The following is a 20,181-nucleotide window of genomic DNA, read 5'->3' on the forward strand; positions in this document are numbered from 1 at the left end:
GCAGAAGTATAGCATCTACCGCGAGGGTCGGAGCCGATCCCGCTGTTGGAGATTGGCTACTGCGGCGCTTTTGCGGTAGCGCGTCGCGGCGGCGCAATCGGGATGGGTTGCACTGCGTACGATCTCCAGAGGACCGTGCCCTGAGCCGCGGGCAGACTTACGATACACCCGTCCGTAGCCGGCAATCAGCGTTTCTACATTTGGTTGCATCTTTTACGGAACATCGAATTTGACCGAAAAACCTTGATTGCCTGTGGTATCGCCACAACGCTGAGCTGCCCGTCGTTTGGGTTTCCCGCGCTCTATAGAGAAATGGACTGATGCTGCGCATGTCAATTCTTCCTGAGATTCCGATAGTGTTTGCATGAACAGCGCCCTCCGAAGGGGTGAGCGTATTAGTTGCGCCGACATGGACTGCTTGTGTGATGAAGCCGATTACAGTTGCGGTTGGCATGCGGTCAGGAGACGCCGCTTGTGGCCAGACAGCACAATCGCACCTTGACACTTTCGCACCGACGTCTAGCCTAGGTGTAGGGTATTCATGTCCAGAACTGCCTTCTAAGTTTGGCCGTAGGAGGCGACACATCAGGGCGGGCATTGTTATGTCCATCCCCATTGTCCTAACGCTGGTCGTCGCCGCCGCGCTCGCCTTCCATTTCTGGAGCCCGTGGTGGCTCACGCCGCTGGCGTCGAACTGGCGGCAGATGGACGATACGCTCACCATCACGCTGGTGATCACCGGCGTGGCCTTCGTTGTCGTCAATCTCTTCGTCGCCTGGGCGATTTTTCGCTATCGGCATCGCGACGGCCATAGGGCCGCTTACGAGCCTCACAATCGCCGCCTCGAGGGGTGGCTGATCGGTATCACCACCGTCGGCATTGCCGCGATGCTCGCCCCCGGCCTGTTCGTTTACGCCAAGCTCATCGACCCGCCGCACGACGCCCGTGCCGTCGAGGTCGTCGGCCAGCAGTGGCAGTGGCGCTTCCGCCTGCCCGGCCCCGACGGGCGGCTCGGCAGTTCCGATCCGAGCTACGTCACCGCCGACAACCCGCTCGGCCTGAATCCGAAAGATCCCGCCAATCAGGACAACCGCATCGTCGACGCCCCCGAACTGCATCTTCTCGTCGGTCAGCCGGTGAAATTGCTGCTGCGCGCCAAAGACGTGCTGCACGACTTCTACGTCCCGCCGTTTCGCACCCGCATGAACATGGTGCCCGGCATGGTCACGCAGATGTGGCTCACACCCACGCGCACCGGGCGCTTCGACATTCTCTGCGCCCAGTTGTGCGGCGTCGGCCACGCGAACATGCGCGGCGTCGTGGTCGTCGACGACAAGCCCGCCTACGACGCCTGGGTCGCCAAGCTGCCCACCTTCGCCTCGCTGCAGGCGCGGCACGCCGGCGCGGCTGCCGCCGACCCGCTCGCCGCCAAGGGCAAGCTGCTCGCGCAAACGAAGGGGTGCGCCGGGTGCCATACGGTCGACGGCAGCGCCGGCGTCGGGCCTACGTGGCACGGGCTCTTCGGCAAGACGGAGACGTTCCAAGACGGCAGCACGGCGCACGTGGACGAGGCCTATCTCGCCGCGTTCATTCGCAACCCGACCGCGCGCGTCCCGAAAGGCTTCGCGCCGCTCATGCCAAAAGTCGACCTGACGAACGACGAACTGAAGGCCCTGATTGCCTACATCCGGACACTGGGCGCGAACGCCGCGCCCACGCCGACGCCGGCCGGCCTGCCCGGGACAACGCCTGCCGCCGCGCCGATTCCGCCAGCGCCCGCGACTCCCTCCGCCGCCGCCCCGCGCGTGGACGTACAACTGGCGCAGAACTCGCTGCAGACGCCGCGCCCACCGGCGCAGTACGGGCCACTGACGCCGTCGGCCCCGGCAAATCAGGGAACGCAACCGTCACCGCCATCGCAGCCGGCCCGCCGGCCGGGCCAGCAGACACCGGGACTTCCGCTGCAGAACGATTCGCGCACGAATATGCCGCCGCTGGGTGTGCCGCCGGCGCCGTCGACGAACCCGCCGCCGTCGGGCTCCGCACAGCCGAGTGTGCCGATGATCCGGCCGGCACCGTAGGTCGATACGGAGCGTGAGCGCGGGATAGGGCCGGCAGGAGGCGTGAGACAGCAACACCGGCAGACGTAACGTCGCGGTACCGCAGCATGGCAGGGACGAGCCGTGCACAGGCGCGTGAATGCAACGGCCCACCGATGCAAAACCCGCTTCGCAAGGACGAGCGGCGCAACGACACGCAACGACACGCAACGATACGCAAACGCAGCGACGAGACACCGAGCAGCACGACGACGCATCCACCAAACAACACGGCACCGAGCAACGCAACCACGAAACGACACCGTCGCCACGCCGAAAGCGTCACGACAGTTCAGGAGACAGCTCATGACTGGCGGTTCCGACAGCCCGGCCCACGCCGGCGTGTACCACGGGGGCCCGCAGAGCTTCTGGACGAAGTACGTCTGGAGCCAGGACCACAAAGTGATCGCGGTGCAGTACGCCCTGACCGCCATCGCAGTCGGTCTGGTCGGGCTCGTGCTCTCGAACCTGATGCGGCTGCAGCTCGGCTTTCCAGGCAAGTTCTCGTTCATCGACGCGAACCACTACTACCAGTACGTCACCATGCACGGCATGATCATGGTGATCTATCTCCTCACGGCGCTCTTTCTCGGCGGCTTTGGCAACTACCTGATTCCGCTGATGGTCGGCGCGCGCGACATGGTCTTCCCGTTTCTGAACATGCTCAGCTACTGGGTCTACCTGCTCGCCGTCGTTGTCCTGATGATCAGTTTCTTCGTGCCGGGCGGCCCCACCGGGGCGGGCTGGACGCTCTATCCCCCGCAGGCGATCCTGCCCGGCACGCCAGGCACCGAGTGGGGCATCGTGCTGATGCTCGTCTCGTTGCTGATCTTCATCGTCGCGGCGACGATGGGCGGTCTGAACTACGTCACCACGGTGCTGCAAGCACGCACCGAGGGCATGACGCTGCTGCGCCTGCCGCTCACCGTATGGGGCATTGTGATGGCGACGGTGCTCGCCTTGCTCGCGTTCCCCGCGCTGTTCGTCTCGGGGGTGATGATGCTGCTCGACAAGACGCTGCACACGAGCTTCTTCATGCCCGCACTCGTCTCGCTCGGGCAGCCGCTCGACTATCGCGGCGGCAGCCCGCTGCTGTTCCAGCACCTGTTCTGGTTCTTCGGACACCCCGAGGTCTATATCGTCGCGCTGCCGGCCTTCGGCATCGTCTCGGACCTCATCAGCGTGCACGCGCGCAAGAACATCTTCGGCTACCGCATGATGGTTTGGGCGATCCTCGCCATCGGCGTGCTGTCGGTCGTCGTGTGGGCCCACCACATGTTCATCAGCGGCATGAATCCGTACTTCGGGTTCTTCTTCGCGACGACCACGCTGGTCATCGCGATTCCCACCGCGATCAAGGTCTACAACTGGGTGCTCACGCTCTGGCGTGGCGACATTCATCTCACCGTGCCGATGCTCTTCGCCATCGGCTTCATCAGCACGTTCGTGATCGGCGGTCTCACGGGGCTTTTCCTCGGCAACGTGAGCGTCGACATGCCGCTTTCCAATACGTATTTCGTGGTGGCCCACTTTCATATGGTGATGGGCGTGTCGCCGCTGCTCGTGATCTTCGGCGGCATCTATCACTGGTATCCGCTCATCACCGGCCGACGCCTGGACGACCGCCTCGGCCACTGGCATTTCTGGATTACGTTCCTCGGCACCTACGCGATCTTCTTCCCGATGCACTACCTCGGCGTGCTCGGCATGCCGCGCCGCTACTACGAGTTTCAGAACTACAGCTTCATCCCCGATTCGGCACACGCCATGAACGCCTACATCTCGGTGGCCGCGTTCGTCGTGGCCGCCGGCCAGCTGCTGTTTCTGTTCAACCTCGCGTGGAGCCTGCGGCACGGCAAGGCGGCGACACACAATCCGTGGCGCGCCGCATCGCTCGAATGGCAGACGCCCGACGTGCCGCCCGTGCATGGCAACTGGGGGCCGGTGCTGCCCGTGGTCTATCGCTGGCCGTATGAGTACAGCGTGCCGGGCGACAGCGACGACTTCGTGCCCCAGAACATGGCGCCCGACCCGCGCCGTCCGGCCACGCTCGTGCATGGCGACACGACGGCGCTGCATCGTCGCGATGCGCCGCCGCCGTCGTCCGGGGCGCCGCCCGCGCCGGATTCTCACGATTCACCTCGTTCACCCGACTCGCCGAGAGGAGCCACATCATGAGACCTGTCCCGTCGTGGCCGTCCATGCCGGGCGGCGTACCGGTTGCGCAACCGCATCGCCGTGCGGCCTCGCAGATCGCACTGTGGTGGTTCATGGGCGTGGTGGGCAGTCTGTTCGCGCTGATGCTCGCCGCGTACGTGATGCGCATGAGCCTGGGCGACTGGCGTCCGCTGCCACCGGTCAATGCGCTGTGGATCAACACCGGCATGCTGGTAGCGGCCTGCATCGTGATGCAGTCCGCCGCCTCGCAGGCGCGCCGCGGCGAGTTGCGCCGCTCGCGCCGCGACTGGCGCGCGGCGGGCGTGCTCGCGCTGGCCTTCGTCGGCGGACAAATCTGGGTCTGGCACGACCTGGTCGCCCGTCACTACGGCGTGAGCGGCAATCCGGCCAACAGCTTCTTCTTCCTGCTCACCGGGCTGCATGCGCTGCATCTGCTGGGCGGGCTGGTGGCGTGGGCGTGCCTGGCGCCGCGTCGGATCACCCACGCCGTGCGTGCGCGCCGGTTGTCGCTGAGCGCGCAGTACTGGCACTTTCTGCTCGCGCTCTGGATCGTGCTCTTTGCCGCCATCGTCAACCTCACGCCGGAGATCGCGCAGCGTCTGTGCGGCACCGGCGGTGCCGGCGGCTGAGCGCAACGGGAAGAGCGGGGCGTCGCCAGAGACGGCCGGAAATGCCGGGAGGCAATGTGAGAGATAGTGCGAGAGAGTGAGAGGTGATGCGAGATAGCGCGAGATAGTGTGAGAGATCGCGTGACATGTCGCAAGACTATGTGAGGAGCCACATCGTGAACCCGTCATCGTCCCTGCCGCCTGCGTCCCCCACCGCTTCGGCTGCCGCGCCGCCCGGCGGATGGCGCGGCGTGGTGGCGGACTGGTCAGGCGATCGCGCGGCGTTTCGCGTGCCCTGGGGCAAGGCCATGATGTGGATCTTCCTGCTCTCCGACACGTTCGTCTTCAGCAGCTTCCTGATCGGCTACATGACGGTGCGCATGTCCACGACCGCGCCGTGGCCCAATCCGGCCGAGATTTTCGCGCTCGACGTGAATGGGCATCCGGTGCCGTTGCTGCTCATCGCCATCATGACATTCGTGCTCATCAGCAGCAGCGGCAGCATGGCGATGGCGGTGAACTACGCCTATCGACGCGATCGCGACAAGACGGCCGCCTGTATTCTCGCCACGGCCTATCTCGGCATGGCGTTCGTCGGCATGCAGGCGTTCGAATGGACCAACCTGATCGTGCACGAGGGCATCCGCCCGTGGGGCAACACGATGGGCGCGGCGCAGTTCGGCGCGTGCTTTTTCATGATCACGGGCTTTCACGGGCTGCACGTGAGCGCGGGCGTGGTTTATCTGCTCACCGTCATGCGCCGCGTGCTCGACGGCACACTCGAGCGGCGCGGCAACTATCAGCTCGTCGAGATCGCCGGGCTCTACTGGCACTTCGTCGATCTCGTGTGGGTGTTCATCTTCGCGTTGTTCTATCTCTGGTAGGAGGAGCGATGAATTCCACGGCAACCCCGGCCTCGGCCGCCGCCTCCCCGCCGGGAGCGGCCGGCGGCGAGCATTCGGGACAACAACACTCGGTGCGCCTCTACCTGAAGGTATGGGGGCTGCTGTTCGTGCTCTCCACACTGTCTTATCTCGTCGATTACGCCAACCTGCAGGGCTATTTGCGCTGGACGCTGATACTCGTGCTGATGGTGGCGAAGGCGGGACTCATCGTGGCGGTCTTCATGCACATGCGCTGGGAGCGCCTCGCGCTGGTCTACGCGATTCTGATCCCGCCGCTGGCGCTGCTCGTGCTCATGGCGCTCATGGCGGCAGAAGCGGACTACACGTTCCTCACGCGCGTTGCGCACTTCCGTTGAGGGTGGCGTTAGCAGGGAGGGGGCGGCGTCAGAGCAATTCCACCAGACGCCGATCGCTTTTGCGGCAGTATTCGGCGCACGCCGTGCGCGCGGCCGTAGCGGCCCCATGGACGAAGAGCGGCGCGTCCGCCCGCCGCGACATCGACACCACGATCGAGGGCGGCGCGGGCTGCAACGGCAACTCCACCACTTCGCCGTTTGCAATCAGGTCGTCGACGAACAGGCGCGGTATTGCCGCCACGCCGAAGCCGTCGCGCACGAGCTGCACGATCACGGCGATCGACGGCGAGCCGGTAATGCGCGTCTCGGACAGTGGCACGCCATGCACACCGGCGAGTTTCGCCACGATGTCCTCGAGCGCGCGGTGCGGCGCAGTGCCGCGCCCGTAAGTCAGGATCGGGTGCTGCAGCACCTGCTTCGCAAGCCCGCTGCGCGTGTTGGGGAACATGCCCGTGCGCGCGACCCAGTGCACGGGATAGTTCGCGAGTGCATCGCACACCACGCTGCTGTCGTCGCTGCCCTCCACGCGAATGATGAGATCGAGCTCGTCGGCGACGAGGCGGCGTTGCAACTGCACCGACACGTCGACCGTCAACTCCACTTCCAGCGTCGGGTAGTCCGACGCGAGACGGCGCAGGTAGTGTGGCAGCCAACTGTGCACGACGGTCTCGATCACGCCCAGACGCAGTCGCCCGCGCAACAGGCTCTCGCCCGAGGCGGCCGTCTGGAGCCGTCGCGCCGCTTCGACCACGGCCTTTGCATACCCGAGCAGATATTCCCCGTTCGGCGTGAGGCGGAATTCGCGGCTGTCGCGATCGACCAGCGCCGTATTCAACTCCTCCTCCAGCGCCTTGAGCCGCTGCGAGATGGCCGCCGGCGTGGCGTGCAGCGCGGCGGCCGTTGCCCGGAAACTGCGCAGCTTGGCCAGCGTGACGAAGGTTTCGAGAAAGCGCGTGTTCATGGGGGAGTGTCGTGGGAACGAAGGCCGGGAGCGTGCCCAAAACCGGCGTCGGGCGATGAAAATAAATGCAACGAACTTGGGGAAAACCCGCGATGTTGTTAAGAAATTCTATACGGCTCTGCGTAGAAAAAGTCGTTAGCGACAACTTTTTTTTCTTTCTATGCTTCACCCATCCGATGCCGCCGAGGTATCGCCCCCCATGCCGGAGCCACCATGAACCATCCTGCCATGCCGCACGATTTCACTTCGCAGCGCGCCACGATCACGCCCTTCGAATTTCGTCAGGCTGTCCGCAGCGGCCAGTTCCGCGGACCGACGGCCGGCTACTGCGGCAACTTCGCGCAGGCCAATCTCGCTATCCTGCCGGCGACGCACGCGCATGACTTCCTGCGCTTTTGCCAGAGCAATCCCAAGGCCTGCCCGCTGCTGGGCGTGGGCGAGCCGGGCCAGTGGCACGTGCCGGCGCTGGGGCGCGAGGTGGACATTCGCTCCGACGTGCCGGGCTACAACATTTACCGCGACGGCAAGCTCGCCGAGCAGGTCGACAACCTGGCCGAGTTCTGGCAGAGCGATTTCGTCGTCTTCGCCATCGGCTGCTCGTTCTCGTTCGAGGACATGCTCGCCAAGGCCGGTATCCCGCTGCGCCACGTGGAAGAGGGGCGCAACGTGCCGATGTACCGCACGAAGATCGCGAACCAGCGCGCGGGCAAGTTCGGCGGCGAACTGGTCGTGTCGATGCGTCCGATGAAGGGCGCCGACGCCATTCGCGCCGTGCAGATCACGAGCCGCTTTCCCGGCGTACACGGCGCGCCGATTCACATCGGCGACCCGGCCGAGCTGGGCATCGCCGATCTGTCCCGGCCGGAATTTGGCGACGCCGTCACGATTCGCGACGGCGAGCTGCCCGTGTATTGGGCCTGCGGCGTCACGCCGCAAACGGCGCTCATGGACGCGAAACTGCCGCTGGCGATCGCACATCGCCCGGGGTACATGCTCATGACGGATATCCCGAACGCATCGCTCGCCGTCTTCTGAGCCGTGCGACGCGTCGCCCGGGCGCTCCATCGCGCCCGCCGGATGTACGCACCATTGCACTAACGCACTACGGCATCACCGAGCAACACGCATCACACAAGCACCGCGCCATGACGGGAGGCGGCGGGCGAGCCATCGCCCGCCGGTGACCGCACACGCCCATCGAGGAGCGCGGCCTCGAGGGCACCACACGGCAAGTCAGGACATCACCGGAGCCTTTTTCTCATGGAAAGCAAAACCCCTCTCGCGAGCCCGTCTGCGGCCCCCGCCGCAAGCGGAGACACCGGCGGCAGCCTCATCGGCTGGTACGGCGACGCCACGCCGCGCGAAAAGCGCGCCTTCTGGAGCTGCAAGGTCGGCTACATGCTCGACGGCATGGACACGCAGATGTTGAGCTTCGTCATCCCCACGCTCGTTGCCACCTGGGGCATTAGCCTTGCGGACGCGGGCTTCATCGGCACGCTCACGCTGCTCGCATCCGCGCTGGGCGGCTGGGTCGCCGGCATTCTGTCGGACCGCATCGGCCGCGTGCGCACACTGCAACTGACGGTGCTGTGGTTCGCGGTTTTCACCGGACTGTGCGGCCTCGCGCAGAACTATCACCAACTGCTCGCCGCCCGTGCGCTCATGGGCTTTGGCTTCGGCGGCGAATGGACCGCGGGGGCCGTGCTCATCGGCGAAGTGATTCGCGCGCGCGATCGCGGCAAGGCGGTCGGGCTGGTGCAATCGGGCTGGGCCATCGGCTGGGGGCTGACCGCGATTCTCTACTCGGTGCTGTTCTCGCTCATGCCCGCCGACATGGCATGGCGCGCGCTCTTCCTCATCGGCCTGCTGCCCGCGCTGCTGGTGCTCTTCATCCGCCGCTACGTGCAGGAACCGGAGGTCTACCAGAAGGAGAAGGCCAAGCAGGCGAAGGCAGAGGATGCGCCTGGCCTGGCCGCCATCTTCAGTCCCGCCCTGATCTCGACGACGATCCGTGCGGCGCTGCTCACGACCGGCGCGCAAGGCGGCTACTACGCCATTACGACGTGGCTGCCCACGTTCCTCAAGACGGAGCGTCACCTCACGGTCATGGGCACGGGCGGCTATCTCGCGATGATCATCTTCGGCTCGTGGGTGGGCTATCTGGCCAGTTCGTACCTGACCGACCGGCTCGGCCGCAAGCCGAACTTCATCCTGTTCGCCGTGGGCTCGATGGTGATCGCGTTCTCCTACACGTCGCTGCCGCTCACCGACAACGCGATGTTCTGGCTCGGCTTTCCGCTCGGCTTCTTCGCGTCGGGCATCTTCAGCGGCATGGGCGCGTTTCTCACCGAGCTGTTTCCGACAAGCGTGCGCGGCTCGGGACAGGGCTTCTGCTACAACGTCGGCCGGGCCATCGGCGCGCTGTTTCCGTTTCTCATCGGCATGCTCTCGAAGCAGTACGGCCTGGGCGCCACGATTGGCATCTTCGCCGGCGTGGCCTACGGCGTGCTGATCGTCGCGGCGCTCACGCTGCCCGAGACGCGCGGACGCGAACTCGAGTCGCTCGAATCCCTTAAAGCGCGAACGAACTGACGAAACACCGCGGCGGCCCGGCTGCCGCGTCCACCTTTCGGTTTCACCGTTTCAGCCCCCCGGCAACGCATCGGTGTGCGCGGCCCCGCCTGGCAGCGGGCCCTCGCCGGGACACGTGCGTCCTGCGCCAGCGTGCGCAGTCGCCGCCACCGTTATCTCGAACGACGACGGCGCCGCCCTGTCACCGTTCGATCCCGTTTGACCCTTGTTTCGCGAGTGACCTCATGACGAACGCTCTCACGCCCTCCGCCCAGAACCGCGCCCCGGCGCATCAGACTGCCTCGCGCTGGCAGTTCTGGATCGATCGCGGCGGCACCTTCACCGACATCGTGGCGCGTCGCCCGGACGGCTCGCTCGTCACGCACAAGCTGCTCTCGGAGAACCCCGAGCAATACCGCGACGCCGCCGTTGCGGGCATCCGCCATCTGCTTGGGCTGGACGCCGCCACCCCGATCACACCGGCGCTCGTCGACATGGTGAAGATGGGAACGACGGTTGCCACCAACGCGTTGCTCGAACGCAAGGGCGAGCCGCTGGCGCTGGTGACGACGCAGGGCTTTCGCGACGCGCTGCGCATCGCGTACCAGAACCGTCCGCGCCTGTTCGACCTCGACATCGCCCTGCCCGAAGCGCTGTATGCCGAAGTGGTGGAGATCGACGAGCGCGTGGGCGCGCACGGTGACGTCGTGCGCGAGCTCGACGTCGACGCCGCCCGCGAGGCGCTGGCCGCCGTGTACGCGCGCGGCATCCGGGCGTTGGCCATCGTATTGATGCACGGCTACCGCTACCACACGCACGAGAAGGCGCTCGCCGCCATCGCACGCGAGCTCGGCTTTACGCAGATTTCCGTGTCGCACGAAGTGTCGCCGCTCATGAAGCTGGTCTCGCGCGGCGACACGACGGTCGTGGATGCCTATCTCTCGCCGATCCTGCGTCGCTACGTCGAGCAGGTCGCGCGCGAGATGCCGGGCGTGAACCTTCAGTTCATGCAAAGCAGCGGCGGTCTCACGCGCGCCGACAACTTCCAGGGCAAGGACGCGATCCTCTCCGGCCCGGCAGGCGGCATCGTCGGTATGGTGCGCGCGTCGAGCGCGGCGGGCTTCGACCGCGTGATCGGCTTCGACATGGGCGGCACGTCGACGGACGTCTCGCATTACAACGGCGAGTTCGAGCGCGTATTCGAGACGCAGGTCGCCGGCGTGCGCATGCGCGCGCCGATGATGAGCATTCACACCGTGGCCGCGGGCGGTGGATCCGTGCTGTCGTTCGACGGCACTCGCCTGCGCGTGGGTCCGGACTCGGCCGGCGCGAACCCGGGGCCGGCGGCGTACCGACGGGGCGGTCCGCTCACCGTCACCGACTGCAACGTCATGCTCGGCAAGATCCAGCCCGCGCACTTTCCGAAGGTCTTCGGCCCGCACGCCGACGCGCCGCTCGATCGCGACGTCGTGGTGGAGAAATTCACGGCGCTGGCCGCGGAAATCGAACGCGCGACCGGGCGGCGGCAAACGCCCGAAGCGCTCGCGGAGGGCTTTCTCGAGATCGCGATCGGCAGCATGGCGAACGCCATCAAGAAGATTTCCGTGCAGCGCGGCCACGACGTGAGCCGCTACGTGCTCACGACGTTCGGCGGCGCCGGCGGCCAGCACGCGTGCGGTGTGGCCGATGCGCTCGGCATGACGAAAGTGTTCGCGCACCCGCTCGCCGGGGTGCTTTCGGCATACGGCATGGGTCTGGCCGACCAGACCGCGATGCGCGAGCGCATGATCGAGGCACCCCTGTCCGAAGATGGCATGGGAGCGCTGGAAGATGCGCTCGGAGCGCTCGCCGACGAAGCCGTGAACGCGCTGCTCGCGCAAGGCGTGCCGCCGTCGCGCATCGAGACGGTGCGTCGCGTTCACGTGCGCTACGCGGGCACCGATTCCGCCCTTGCCGTGCCGTTTGGCGACGTGGCGCAAATGCGCGCCGCGTTCGAGGCGGCCTACCGTCAGCGCTATTCGTTCCTCATGGACGGCGCGGCGCTGATCGTGGAAGTGGCGTCGGTCGAGGCGGTCGGGCGCTCGGACGCGCCGGTCGACATCGCACCGCTGCCCGCGCGCGGCGCAGGCGCCCCGCAGGCCATCGATCGCGTGAAACTCTACGCAGGCGGCGCGTGGCATGAGGCGGCGCTGTTCCCGCGCGACACGCTGCTCGCCGGCGACACCCTCGACGGCCCGGCCATCGTGGCCGAGAAGAGCGGCACGACGGTCGTGGAGCCGGGCTGGCAGGCGCAGATGACCGGGCAGGGCAACCTCGTGCTCACGCGCGTGGTGCCGCGCGCCACGCAGCGCGGGCTCGGCACGCAGGCCGATCCGGTGCGTCTCGAGATCTTCAACAACCTGTTCATGTCGATCGCCGAGCAGATGGGCCTGCGTCTGCAGAACACGGCGTATTCGGTCAACATCAAGGAGCGGCTCGATTTTTCGTGCGCGCTGTTCGACCGCGAAGGCAACCTGATCGCCAACGCGCCGCACATGCCGGTGCATCTCGGTTCGATGGGCGAGAGCATCCGCACCGTGATCGAGCGCAATCGCGGCAAGATGCGCGAGGGCGACGTCTTCATGCTCAACGATCCGTATCATGGCGGCACGCACTTGCCGGACGTCACCGTCATTACGCCGGTGTTCGTGCACGGCGACGGCGAAGACAGCCGCGAGCCGCTGTTCTACGTCGGCTCGCGCGGGCACCACGCGGACATCGGCGGCATCACGCCGGGCTCGATGCCGCCCGACTCCACGCACGTCGAGCAGGAGGGCGTGCTCATCGACAACTGGCAACTGGTCGCCGCGGGCGAGCTGCGCGATCGGCAGACCCGCGAACTGCTGGCCGGCGCGCGCTATCCGGCGCGCAACATCGATCAGAACATGGCGGACCTGCGCGCGCAGGTCGCCGCGAACCAGAAGGGCGTGGACGAGTTGCGCCGCATGGTGCGCGAGTTCGGGCGCGACGTCGTGCTCGCCTACATGGGCCACGTGCAGGACAACGCCGAAGCGGCGGTGCGGCGCGTGATCGGCGCACTCGCCGACGGGCATTACCGCTACGCGCTCGACAATGGTGCGCTCATCGAGGTGGCGATTCGCGTCGACAGCCAAACGCGCTCGGCGACGATTGACTTCACGGGCACGTCGGCGCAACTGCCGAACAATTTCAACGCGCCGCGCGCGGTTTGCATGGCCGCCGTGCTGTACGTCTTCCGCACGCTCGTGGACGACGACATTCCGCTCAACGCCGGGTGCCTCAAGCCGCTCACCGTTATCGTGCCGCACGGCTCGATGCTCAACCCGGCCTATCCGGCCGCGGTCGTCTCGGGCAACGTGGAGACATCCTCGGCAATTACCAATGCGCTGTACGGCGCGCTGGGCCGGGTGGCATCGAGCCAGGGCACGATGAACAACTTCACGTTCGGCAACGAAACGTACCAGTACTACGAGACGATCGCGGGCGGCAGCGGGGCTGGCAAAGGGTTTCATGGCGCGCACGCGGTGCAGACGCACATGACGAACTCGCGGCTGACCGACCCCGAAGTGCTGGAGTGGCGCTATCCGGTGCGGCTCGAAAGTCACCGAATCCGGACCGGCTCGGGCGGCGCGGGTCGCTGGCGCGGCGGCAACGGCGCGGTGCGGCGAATCCGTTTCCTCGCACCGATGACGGCGTCGATTCTGTCGAACAATCGCGTGCATGCCCCGTTCGGGGCGCAGGGCGGTGCACCTGGCGCGCTGGGCGCAAACTACGTGGAGCGTGCGGATGGCACGCGCGAAGCGATGGGCCACATTGGCAGTACGCGGATGCAACCGGGGGACGTCTTCGTCGTCGAGACGCCCGGAGGCGGGGGATTCGGCGCGGCATGACGCGCCGCACGATGCCGTAGTGCCCGGCGCGCCGGCGTGTCTCGCGCCGGGCGCATGATGCAATGCAAGGGGGTGACTGGCTGCGTACTAGGAGAAACCTGAAGTGCGGCCGGTTCCCGGAAGGGATGACTGGCTTTGCAAAGGCCGGCGTGCGAGACCTCCGTAGGATGCCTTGGTCGTAGATGACCACGCTCACGTATGGAGGTGTCCACATGTCCGATTCGCCGCAACCATCCTCGCCCGACTCCCTGCTCGACTCCCTGCTCGACTCCCCGCTCGAGTCTCCGCCCGATTCTCCACTCGATTCTCCGCTCGATTCCTCACCCGATCGGCGCGACCCCCCTGGGCGCGCCGACGCGGCGCCCCGGCCGGCGCACGCGCAAGCGTTGCCGGCGGCCGGCGACGATCTCTTCGTCCAGTACGAGCGCGCCTGCGGCGAGGTGCAGTTGGCGGGACACCGGCTGCAGCGGCAGATGCAGGAGTACGAGGCACTGATGGCCGACATCCGGCAGCTCGAGGCGTGCGCGACGCCTGAGGCGCGCGAAAAGCTGTCGCGCCTCCAGACACTCGTGGAGAGCGCAGCGTTTCAACGCGAAGAGCGCGAGATCGCGCGCATGGCGACGGCGCTCGTGAGCGCCATCGAGCGATTCAAGTCCGATGCGCCGGCTTCGGCGACAGTGACGACAGCGGCGACAGCGGCGACGGCCCCGTCATCACCGCTCTCGCCGCCGTCAGCGCCATCCGCGGCCGCGACCTGGCCTTCGTCCGTGCCGCAGGAGCGCACCGCGGGGCGTTCTCTCGCGGTGCGCTCGCCGAGGGCATGACGGAGCGCCACATGATGACGGGCTTCCCACCCCCTGGCGCCGACGTGTCGTCGACATCGTTCTCCAGCCGATACGCGACATCCGGTAGATCGCCCGGCGCGTCCCGAACGATCCGAGCATCCGCAATGTCCGGAACTACGGCCTTCGCCGCGTCGGACAATCCCCTGCTCGCAGCCCTCTCGCACGCCAGCGACCGGATGGACGACCTGCATCGGCGCGCGACCGACTGGGTCGCGTCGGCCCGTCAGCGCGCGGCCGACGGCGAGACCACGTCCAGCACGCTCGAGCAGATCGAGATCAAGCAGTTCCTTTCCGCCTACGAGAACGCGCTCACGCTGAGCAACGCGGTGATCGCCAAGCTGCGCGAGCTCATGAGCCGGATCACGAACAACCTCTGACTTTTCCTGCCCACGGCTTTGCCCATGATCATGCTCGACACGCCCCGCGCCGGCTACGGCGCCACCCCCCTCGCTTCGCCGCCCACGCACAGCACGCTCACCAGCGCACGCACCATCGACATGCACTCGCTGCTTCTGGCGCATGCCGCCACGCTGATGCAAGCCGCGGGCAACGACGCGAAGGAGAAGATCGACTCGATGCGCCGGCGTCAATCGCACGGCCGCGAAGCGCGCGACGTCGCCAACCAGATCGAGACGCTGATCAACCAGCTCGGCACGGACACCTCGAAGACCGTCAAGGTCGGCAACGGCATCCGGCAATTCTTCGACAAATACGATGTGGAGATCACCATCGACGACTCGGGAACGAAGCGCACCCTGCAGCAGTGGGAGAACCGGCCGCGCAAGCTCGGCGAGCGCAATTACGTCGAACCCTCGCGCGAATTCCGTGCCGATCATTTGCGCGCGCTCAAGGCCGCCGCCGAGAGCCGCAGCGAGGCCGCCACCGACAGCCGCACCATCGAGCAGATCGAAATCAACAAGTTCCTGCAGGAGTACAACGGCGTGTCGACGCTCGCTAACACGATCATCAGCTCGCGTGGGCAGCAACTCAACCAGATCAACGGGTCGATGCGCTCGTGAGGCCGCAAGCACAGGAGCCCTGCGTCGGCGAGGTCGAGGCCATCGAGTCCATCGAGTCCATCTTTTCGCGTTTCTTCGCGCAGGGCGGTGCGCTTCGCATGCTCGCCTCGCTCGACGAAGCCGACCTCGCCCGTGTGCGCGCCTATGCGCAGCGGCGCTTTTCACAGGGCGAGATTGCCGCCGCGCAGCGCGTCTATTTCGTGCTGGCAACGCTGGATCAGTGGTCGTTCGACGATTGGTTCGGTCTCGGCCTTTGCTACCAGCGGCTTGGGCAGCACGGCGAGGCGCTGCCGTGCTTCGCCAAGGCGGGCGTGATTCGCGCGGACGACCCGCGAGCGCCGTATCTCGCCGGCATGAGCTACCAGGGTATCGGCAATGACGAATACGCCGTCAAGGCCTACGACGCCACGCTGCGGCTTTGCGCGGGGCAGTCGCAGCACAGCGAGCTGGAACGATCCGCGCGCGCGCGGCGCGACGCTCTGACAACTTCTCCGACACGAGGAAACACATGAACCCGATAGGTGCAGTGGGAGTGGGCTACCGCCCGCCATGGACGGGTGACGCGGTGCCGGCGACGGCCGCCGGGGCCGGGCGCGTGCAACATGCGAGCGCGCAGACATTGGCGCCGGCCGGCGAGCGCGTTGCGTGGCTCACGCCGGAGGACTTTCTCCCTGACCCGCCGGCCGACGCTGATTGGGAAGGCGCCGAGGGCGCGTTCGCCCGGCTGCTGCAGCGGCTTTACGCGGCGGGCGAAAGGCTGGGCGCCGAGGCGCTGCGTCCGCCGTCTCAGTTCGGCGTGACGGATTTGGCCAGTCTCGAGAAGCTCGACCCGTCGACGCTGGTGATGGTCGCATCGATGATCTCGATGCAGGCCATGGGCGACACCGCGAAATCCACGCAGCGCGCGCTGGCGTTGCTCGCCGAGCGTCAGGACCGGCTGCGCCAGGAAGACATCCAGAAGTTTCGCGAGCAGATGGAGGCCATGACCCGCGACGCCGACAAGGCCCGCAAGGGCGGCGTGTTCGGCGTCATCTTCGACTGGATCACGGCAGCCGTGGATCTGGTGGTAGGTGCGCTCAAGGTGGTGACCGGCGTACTTACCATGAATCCGCTGATGATCGCGGGCGGCGTGGCGGATCTGGGCGCGGGTATCGCCGGCGTCGGTGCGGCGATCATGAAGACGATGGCGCTGGCCGATCCGAAGAACGCCGAGCACTACGAACGCGAAGCCGCGAAGTGGGGCCACGCGCAGATGGCGTTCCAGGCGTTGGGCATGGTCGTGAGCTTCGGCATTTCGGTGCGCGGGTTCATGGCGTCGCGCTCGGTCGCGAAGACGGCGACGCGCGTGTTCCGGGGCGGTGCGGGCGACGCGCTCGCGTCTGCCGTCAAGGCGGGAGACGACGCCGCCATCAACGCGATCAGGACGCGGGTGGTCTCCGAGGTGTCGTATCAGATCGGCGCGGAGGTGGGCCGACAGGTGGGGCGCTCGCTCGCGCAGTCGGGCACGCGCACTGCGCGCTCGCTCGCGGCGCGCGGCTTCAACCGCATGGCCGAGCTGTTCACGCAGCAGATGATGGAGCAGATGGTGACGCGCGCGTTCGACAACGTCGTCAAGTCCACGAGCCGGCAACTGGCCAGGGGCGTGCCGGTGAGCGCGGCGGAAGTCACGAAGTCGCTCGGCAAGCAGTTGGCCTCGCAGGGGCGGCACGCCGTCGCGCGCGGCATGTGGTCGCTCTCGTCGGTGCTGCGCGGCGCATTGGTGGCCGGGCGCGAAATCACCGCGAGTGCGATCGGCATGCAGCGCGCAAGGCTGCAGCTCGATGCCCGCGATCTCGCCACCGAGATGTCGTGGCTGCAATTTCTCATGGCGTTGAACGGCGACGACAAGAAGCGTATCGCCAAACGCATGGAGGCATTGGCCGGCCAGCAGGGCGACGTGGCCGAAGCGGCGAGCGAAGCCGTGACGAGGACGGGCGCGGTGCGCATTCGCATCGCGGCGTCGATGGCCTGATCAACCGGCGCGGTGCGAGCCGCGTCTTCATCACACGGAGTCGGAGATGAACCACATGGCAATTTCGAGCGCGCCGACGTTGACGTCGACGCCGTATGGCGAGACGGCGAGGCCGGGAACGGCGGCGCCTGGCATGTCGCGTGTCGCGACGGCAATGGACAGCCTCGTCATGCTGATGCTGCTCGCGAAGCTGATGATCGAGATCCGCACCGGCGAGCGCAACACGGACCAGGCCTATCGCACGCGGCACGAGGTGATGCTGTTCGCGCGCGGCGTGGCGGCGCGCGACGAAAAATACCGCGCGAACCGCAAGCATTATGACGCTGCGATGACGCAGGCGGGGGGCGCACTGTTCACGGGCGTGCTCTCGCTTGGCGGCAGCGTGGTCGGCGCGCGCTACGGCCTGCGCGACAGGATCGAGATCGGCCAGGCGATCGGCGGCGTCGTGAGCGGCGTGGGGCAGTTCGGCAAGCCGGCGTTCGAATTCGCGGCGGCTGACCTGTCGAACCGCGGGCGCGACAACGACGTCGTCGGCGAATTCGCCACCTCGCTCACCGACGAGACGCGCCGCACCAACGAGCGCCTGCGTCAGCGCATCGACACGGCGAGCGCCGAGATGCGCGACGTCTCGCGGCAGTTGTACGGCATGGCCGGCCAGCATCTCGCCAAGCTCTACGAGGCCATCCGCTAGCTTTCCCCGGATCTTCTGCCGAGCTTGCCCTGATATTTCCTTTGCGCTGTTCCTGATCCTCCCCTCATTCGCCATCAGCCATGACCGTTTGCGAGCGCGCCGTTGCAGCCTTCTTCCGGAGTCAGCGTTTCACGGCGCGCGCCGAGGTCTGCGAGCGCACCCACGTCGCGCTGGGACAGCGCGTGGAGAGCACCGAGTTGTCGCTCTGTCACCGGCTGGACAAGGGCGCCTCGGGCATCGTGCTCACGATCACCGACTTCCGGCCGGGCGCCGGGGCGAAGACGAGCGAGCACGCCGTGCGACGCTTCTGCCAACTCATCCGGCTTTTGCTGCGCACGGTGCCCCATGTAGGGTACGTGCGCGGCATGATTCTGCCCGGCGTGAGCGACATTCGGCTGCGCGAGGCGCGCCTGCGCCTCATCTCGATCCTCGAGCGCGAAGGTGCGTACCTGCGCGAGGAGGACGGCGACCGCTGGCTCGTCTTTTGCCGCGAGAGCACGGGCCGGCGGCTGGGCTCAAGGAAGCACCCCTAGCGCACGCCACCACAGGTAATCGAGCGGGAACAGCAGCACGAGCGTGATGATCGTCATGACGACGGTGAGCCGTGTGCCGTCGCGCATGCCCACGCCGCCCAGATGCATTGCGATCATCATCGGCGGACTCTGATACGGCAGCAGCACCGTGGAGAACACGGGCACCTGGAGCATCAGCACGGTGTAGAGCGGCAGGCCGCTCGCGCCCGAGAGCTGTCCGGCCAGCGGCGTGAGCACCGCAGGCAGCCCGGGCAGCGTGGCGACGAGGCCGATCGCCGCGCCAATGGCGATCAGCCACGCGGCGTTCACCACAGGCGCACCCGGCGCCATGCCTACCGCATCCAGACACCATCGCGCCACCTTCTCGCCGAGCCCGGTGTCGGCCACCACGGCGCCGACGCCCAGAAAGCCCGCCACGTACACGAGCGGCGTGATGTGCATCTGCTCGGTAAAGGTCTTCGGCGAGACGATCTGAATGGCGGGCAGCAGGCACACGATGGCCGCCGCGACCGAGATCCACGCCGGCGAAATGCCGTGCCATGCGTCGGTCGCGAAGCCGGCCAGTGCGAGCGCGAGCAGTACCGACAAACGCCGAGCGTCGGGCGTGAAGGGCGGCGGCGCGGCACCTCTGGCGTGAGTGAGCGGCCCATCGTCCGGGAACAGACGACAGATGACCCATACGAGAATCGCTGCCTTGAGCGCGCCCAGCACCGGGAAGTGCAACAGCAGATACGGCGCGTAGTGCAGCTTCACGCCATAGAACGAGTCGGCGGCCCCCATCAATACGCTGTTCGGGATGTTGGCCGGCAAGATCGTGGTGGGCGGCATATAGCTGGCCGCGGCGACGGTCATGACGAGACCGGTGCGCCCACGCCTTCCCTGCGTGAGCCCCACGCGGTCGGCGAGCGCAAGCACGATCGGGATGAGCAGCAAAATGCGCCCGGTCGTCGATGGCATCACGAACGCGAGCCCCACGCAGGCGACCATGACCGACGCGACATAGCGCGCGTAAGTCGGCCGCCTCAGATCGAACAGCGTGGCGGCCAGACGCGAGCCCAGGCCAGTCGTGCGCACGGCGATGCCCGTGACGGCGCCGCCGAACACCAGCCACCACGCCGCCGAATGGAAGCCCGCGAAGATGACTTCCGGTTTCGCCACGCGGAGCAGTGTGGCAAGGAGGAAGAACGTGAGCGTGGTGATCGGTTCGGGGAACAGTCCGAAAGCCCACGCGCCGATCGTGAACATCACCAGCACGGCCGCTTGCGCCGCGGCCGGCCCGAGCCCGAGGGTCTCGCTGCCGTGGTGTGCGGCCCACAACGCCAGGGCGAGCAGCACATAGACGGCGTAGCCGCCGAGCGCGCGCGAGCGGGCGCCGGCGCGAGCCTGCGTGGATTCGCGGCGAAGCCGGTCGGTGGCGGGCGAGGGCGGCGCGCAAGGAGACGCCGGCGGCGGCGTTTCGCGGGAGGGGGGTGACGTCATGGCGCTTGTCGTTGTCG

At 66.9% G+C, this 20,181-nt stretch carries 17 protein-coding genes and 1 pseudogene; 15 read left to right on the forward strand and 3 right to left on the reverse strand.

The features are described 5' to 3' along the window. Positions 1-602: 602 nt before the first annotated feature. The 5 genes and pseudogenes from PNO31109_RS11140 to PNO31109_RS11160 form a co-directional block, all read left to right on the forward strand. Positions 603-1,718: pseudogene (locus tag PNO31109_RS11140) on the forward strand (cytochrome c oxidase subunit II); the annotation flags it as partial. A 687-nt stretch (positions 1,719-2,405) separates the two neighbouring features. Beyond that, the gene (gene ctaD / locus PNO31109_RS11145; protein ID WP_241013757.1) at positions 2,406-4,277 is read left to right on the forward strand and encodes a cytochrome c oxidase subunit I; all 1,872 of its coding nucleotides are present in this window, start codon (positions 2,406-2,408) and stop codon (positions 4,275-4,277) included. Continuing rightward, positions 4,274-4,906 (forward strand): cytochrome c oxidase subunit 3, encoded by a 633-nt coding sequence (locus PNO31109_RS11150; protein ID WP_150555588.1) that lies wholly within the window; start codon positions 4,274-4,276, stop codon positions 4,904-4,906. The genes ctaD and PNO31109_RS11150 overlap by 4 nt, the downstream gene beginning before the upstream one ends. Before the next feature lie 125 nt (positions 4,907-5,031). Beyond that, positions 5,032-5,769, forward strand: a complete 738-nt coding sequence (locus PNO31109_RS11155) for a heme-copper oxidase subunit III family protein (protein ID WP_174966360.1) — start codon at positions 5,032-5,034, stop codon at positions 5,767-5,769. An 8-nt stretch (positions 5,770-5,777) separates the two neighbouring features. Then, entirely contained in the window at positions 5,778-6,146 is a 369-nt protein-coding gene (locus tag PNO31109_RS11160; RefSeq protein WP_150555589.1) for a cytochrome C oxidase subunit IV family protein, read from the forward strand. 28 nt (positions 6,147-6,174) lie between these two features. Here the strand turns inward: PNO31109_RS11160 and PNO31109_RS11165 are convergent, their stop codons facing one another. Beyond that, positions 6,175-7,107 carry a LysR family transcriptional regulator gene (locus tag PNO31109_RS11165; protein ID WP_150555590.1) on the reverse strand — a complete coding sequence of 311 codons (933 nt, stop codon included), beginning with the start codon at positions 7,105-7,107 and terminating at the stop codon, positions 6,175-6,177. Positions 7,108-7,335: 228 nt separating this feature from the next. On the opposite strand from PNO31109_RS11165, the gene PNO31109_RS11170 reads away from it, so the two are divergent. The 8 genes from PNO31109_RS11170 to sctE all read left to right on the forward strand — a co-directional run bounded on the left by PNO31109_RS11170 (position 7,336) and on the right by sctE (position 17,461). Next, positions 7,336-8,142, forward strand: a complete 807-nt coding sequence (locus PNO31109_RS11170; protein WP_241013782.1) for a putative hydro-lyase — start codon at positions 7,336-7,338, stop codon at positions 8,140-8,142. 225 nt (positions 8,143-8,367) lie between these two features. Next, a complete protein-coding gene (locus PNO31109_RS11175) occupies positions 8,368-9,699 on the forward strand; it encodes an MFS transporter (RefSeq protein WP_150555591.1) in 1,332 nt (443 codons plus the stop codon). Between the two features lie 224 nt (positions 9,700-9,923). Then, the gene (locus PNO31109_RS11180; protein ID WP_150555592.1) at positions 9,924-13,586 is read left to right on the forward strand and encodes a hydantoinase B/oxoprolinase family protein; all 3,663 of its coding nucleotides are present in this window, start codon (positions 9,924-9,926) and stop codon (positions 13,584-13,586) included. A 212-nt stretch (positions 13,587-13,798) separates the two neighbouring features. Next, complete coding sequence (locus tag PNO31109_RS11185) at positions 13,799-14,410, forward strand: hypothetical protein (RefSeq protein WP_150555593.1); 612 nt, start codon at positions 13,799-13,801, stop codon at positions 14,408-14,410. A 125-nt stretch (positions 14,411-14,535) separates the two neighbouring features. Then, positions 14,536-14,808 (forward strand): hypothetical protein, encoded by a 273-nt coding sequence (locus tag PNO31109_RS11190; protein WP_150555594.1) that lies wholly within the window; start codon positions 14,536-14,538, stop codon positions 14,806-14,808. Between the two features lie 24 nt (positions 14,809-14,832). After that, positions 14,833-15,450, forward strand: coding sequence for a hypothetical protein (locus PNO31109_RS11195; protein ID WP_150555595.1), 618 nt, complete (start codon positions 14,833-14,835; stop codon positions 15,448-15,450). After that, positions 15,447-15,962, forward strand: a complete 516-nt coding sequence (locus PNO31109_RS11200) for a SycD/LcrH family type III secretion system chaperone (RefSeq protein ID WP_150555596.1) — start codon at positions 15,447-15,449, stop codon at positions 15,960-15,962. Before PNO31109_RS11195 ends, PNO31109_RS11200 begins: the two co-directional genes overlap by 4 nt. Then, complete coding sequence (sctE, locus tag PNO31109_RS11205; RefSeq protein ID WP_150555597.1) at positions 15,959-17,461, forward strand: type III secretion system translocon subunit SseC family protein; 1,503 nt, start codon at positions 15,959-15,961, stop codon at positions 17,459-17,461. Before PNO31109_RS11200 ends, sctE begins: the two co-directional genes overlap by 4 nt. A gap of 30 nt (positions 17,462-17,491) precedes the next feature. Here the strand turns inward: sctE and PNO31109_RS21930 are convergent, their stop codons facing one another. Continuing rightward, entirely contained in the window at positions 17,492-17,632 is a 141-nt protein-coding gene (locus tag PNO31109_RS21930; RefSeq protein WP_174966361.1) for a hypothetical protein, read from the reverse strand. Between PNO31109_RS21930 and PNO31109_RS11210 the strand changes: the two genes are divergently transcribed. Then, on the forward strand, positions 17,631-18,152 hold the full coding sequence (locus tag PNO31109_RS11210) for a hypothetical protein (protein WP_150555598.1): 522 nt from the start codon (positions 17,631-17,633) through the stop codon (positions 18,150-18,152). The two genes, PNO31109_RS21930 and PNO31109_RS11210, sit on opposite strands and share 2 nt — an antisense overlap. A gap of 80 nt (positions 18,153-18,232) precedes the next feature. Beyond that, on the forward strand, positions 18,233-18,685 hold the full coding sequence (locus tag PNO31109_RS11215; RefSeq protein WP_150555599.1) for a hypothetical protein: 453 nt from the start codon (positions 18,233-18,235) through the stop codon (positions 18,683-18,685). Here PNO31109_RS11215 and PNO31109_RS11220 read toward each other — a convergent pair. Then, entirely contained in the window at positions 18,668-20,164 is a 1,497-nt protein-coding gene (locus PNO31109_RS11220; protein ID WP_150555600.1) for an SLC13 family permease, read from the reverse strand. The genes PNO31109_RS11215 and PNO31109_RS11220 overlap by 18 nt on opposite strands. Positions 20,165-20,181 lie beyond the last annotated feature (17 nt).

This window comes from Pandoraea nosoerga (assembly GCF_902459585.1).
Classification (GTDB): domain Bacteria; phylum Pseudomonadota; class Gammaproteobacteria; order Burkholderiales; family Burkholderiaceae; genus Pandoraea; species Pandoraea nosoerga.

Bases quoted from the DNA above. Each gene is read 5' to 3' on its own strand.
- ctaD (WP_241013757.1), top strand. From the start codon at position 2,406: ATGACTGGCGGTTCCGACAGCCCGGCCCACGCCGGCGTGTACCACGGG.
- PNO31109_RS11150 (WP_150555588.1), top strand. From the start codon at position 4,274: ATGAGACCTGTCCCGTCGTGGCCGTCCATGCCGGGCGGCGTACCGGTT.
- PNO31109_RS11155 (WP_174966360.1), top strand. From the start codon at position 5,032: ATGTCGCAAGACTATGTGAGGAGCCACATCGTGAACCCGTCATCGTCC.
- PNO31109_RS11160 (WP_150555589.1), top strand. From the start codon at position 5,778: ATGAATTCCACGGCAACCCCGGCCTCGGCCGCCGCCTCCCCGCCGGGA.
- PNO31109_RS11165 (WP_150555590.1), bottom strand. From the start codon at position 7,107: ATGAACACGCGCTTTCTCGAAACCTTCGTCACGCTGGCCAAGCTGCGC.
- PNO31109_RS11170 (WP_241013782.1), top strand. From the start codon at position 7,336: ATGCCGCACGATTTCACTTCGCAGCGCGCCACGATCACGCCCTTCGAA.
- PNO31109_RS11175 (WP_150555591.1), top strand. From the start codon at position 8,368: ATGGAAAGCAAAACCCCTCTCGCGAGCCCGTCTGCGGCCCCCGCCGCA.
- PNO31109_RS11180 (WP_150555592.1), top strand. From the start codon at position 9,924: ATGACGAACGCTCTCACGCCCTCCGCCCAGAACCGCGCCCCGGCGCAT.
- PNO31109_RS11185 (WP_150555593.1), top strand. From the start codon at position 13,799: ATGTCCGATTCGCCGCAACCATCCTCGCCCGACTCCCTGCTCGACTCC.
- PNO31109_RS11190 (WP_150555594.1), top strand. From the start codon at position 14,536: ATGTCCGGAACTACGGCCTTCGCCGCGTCGGACAATCCCCTGCTCGCA.
- PNO31109_RS11195 (WP_150555595.1), top strand. From the start codon at position 14,833: ATGATCATGCTCGACACGCCCCGCGCCGGCTACGGCGCCACCCCCCTC.
- sctE (WP_150555597.1), top strand. From the start codon at position 15,959: ATGAACCCGATAGGTGCAGTGGGAGTGGGCTACCGCCCGCCATGGACG.
- PNO31109_RS11210 (WP_150555598.1), top strand. From the start codon at position 17,631: ATGCTGATGCTGCTCGCGAAGCTGATGATCGAGATCCGCACCGGCGAG.
- PNO31109_RS21930 (WP_174966361.1), bottom strand. From the start codon at position 17,632: ATGACGAGGCTGTCCATTGCCGTCGCGACACGCGACATGCCAGGCGCC.
- PNO31109_RS11215 (WP_150555599.1), top strand. From the start codon at position 18,233: ATGACCGTTTGCGAGCGCGCCGTTGCAGCCTTCTTCCGGAGTCAGCGT.
- PNO31109_RS11220 (WP_150555600.1), bottom strand. From the start codon at position 20,164: ATGACGTCACCCCCCTCCCGCGAAACGCCGCCGCCGGCGTCTCCTTGC.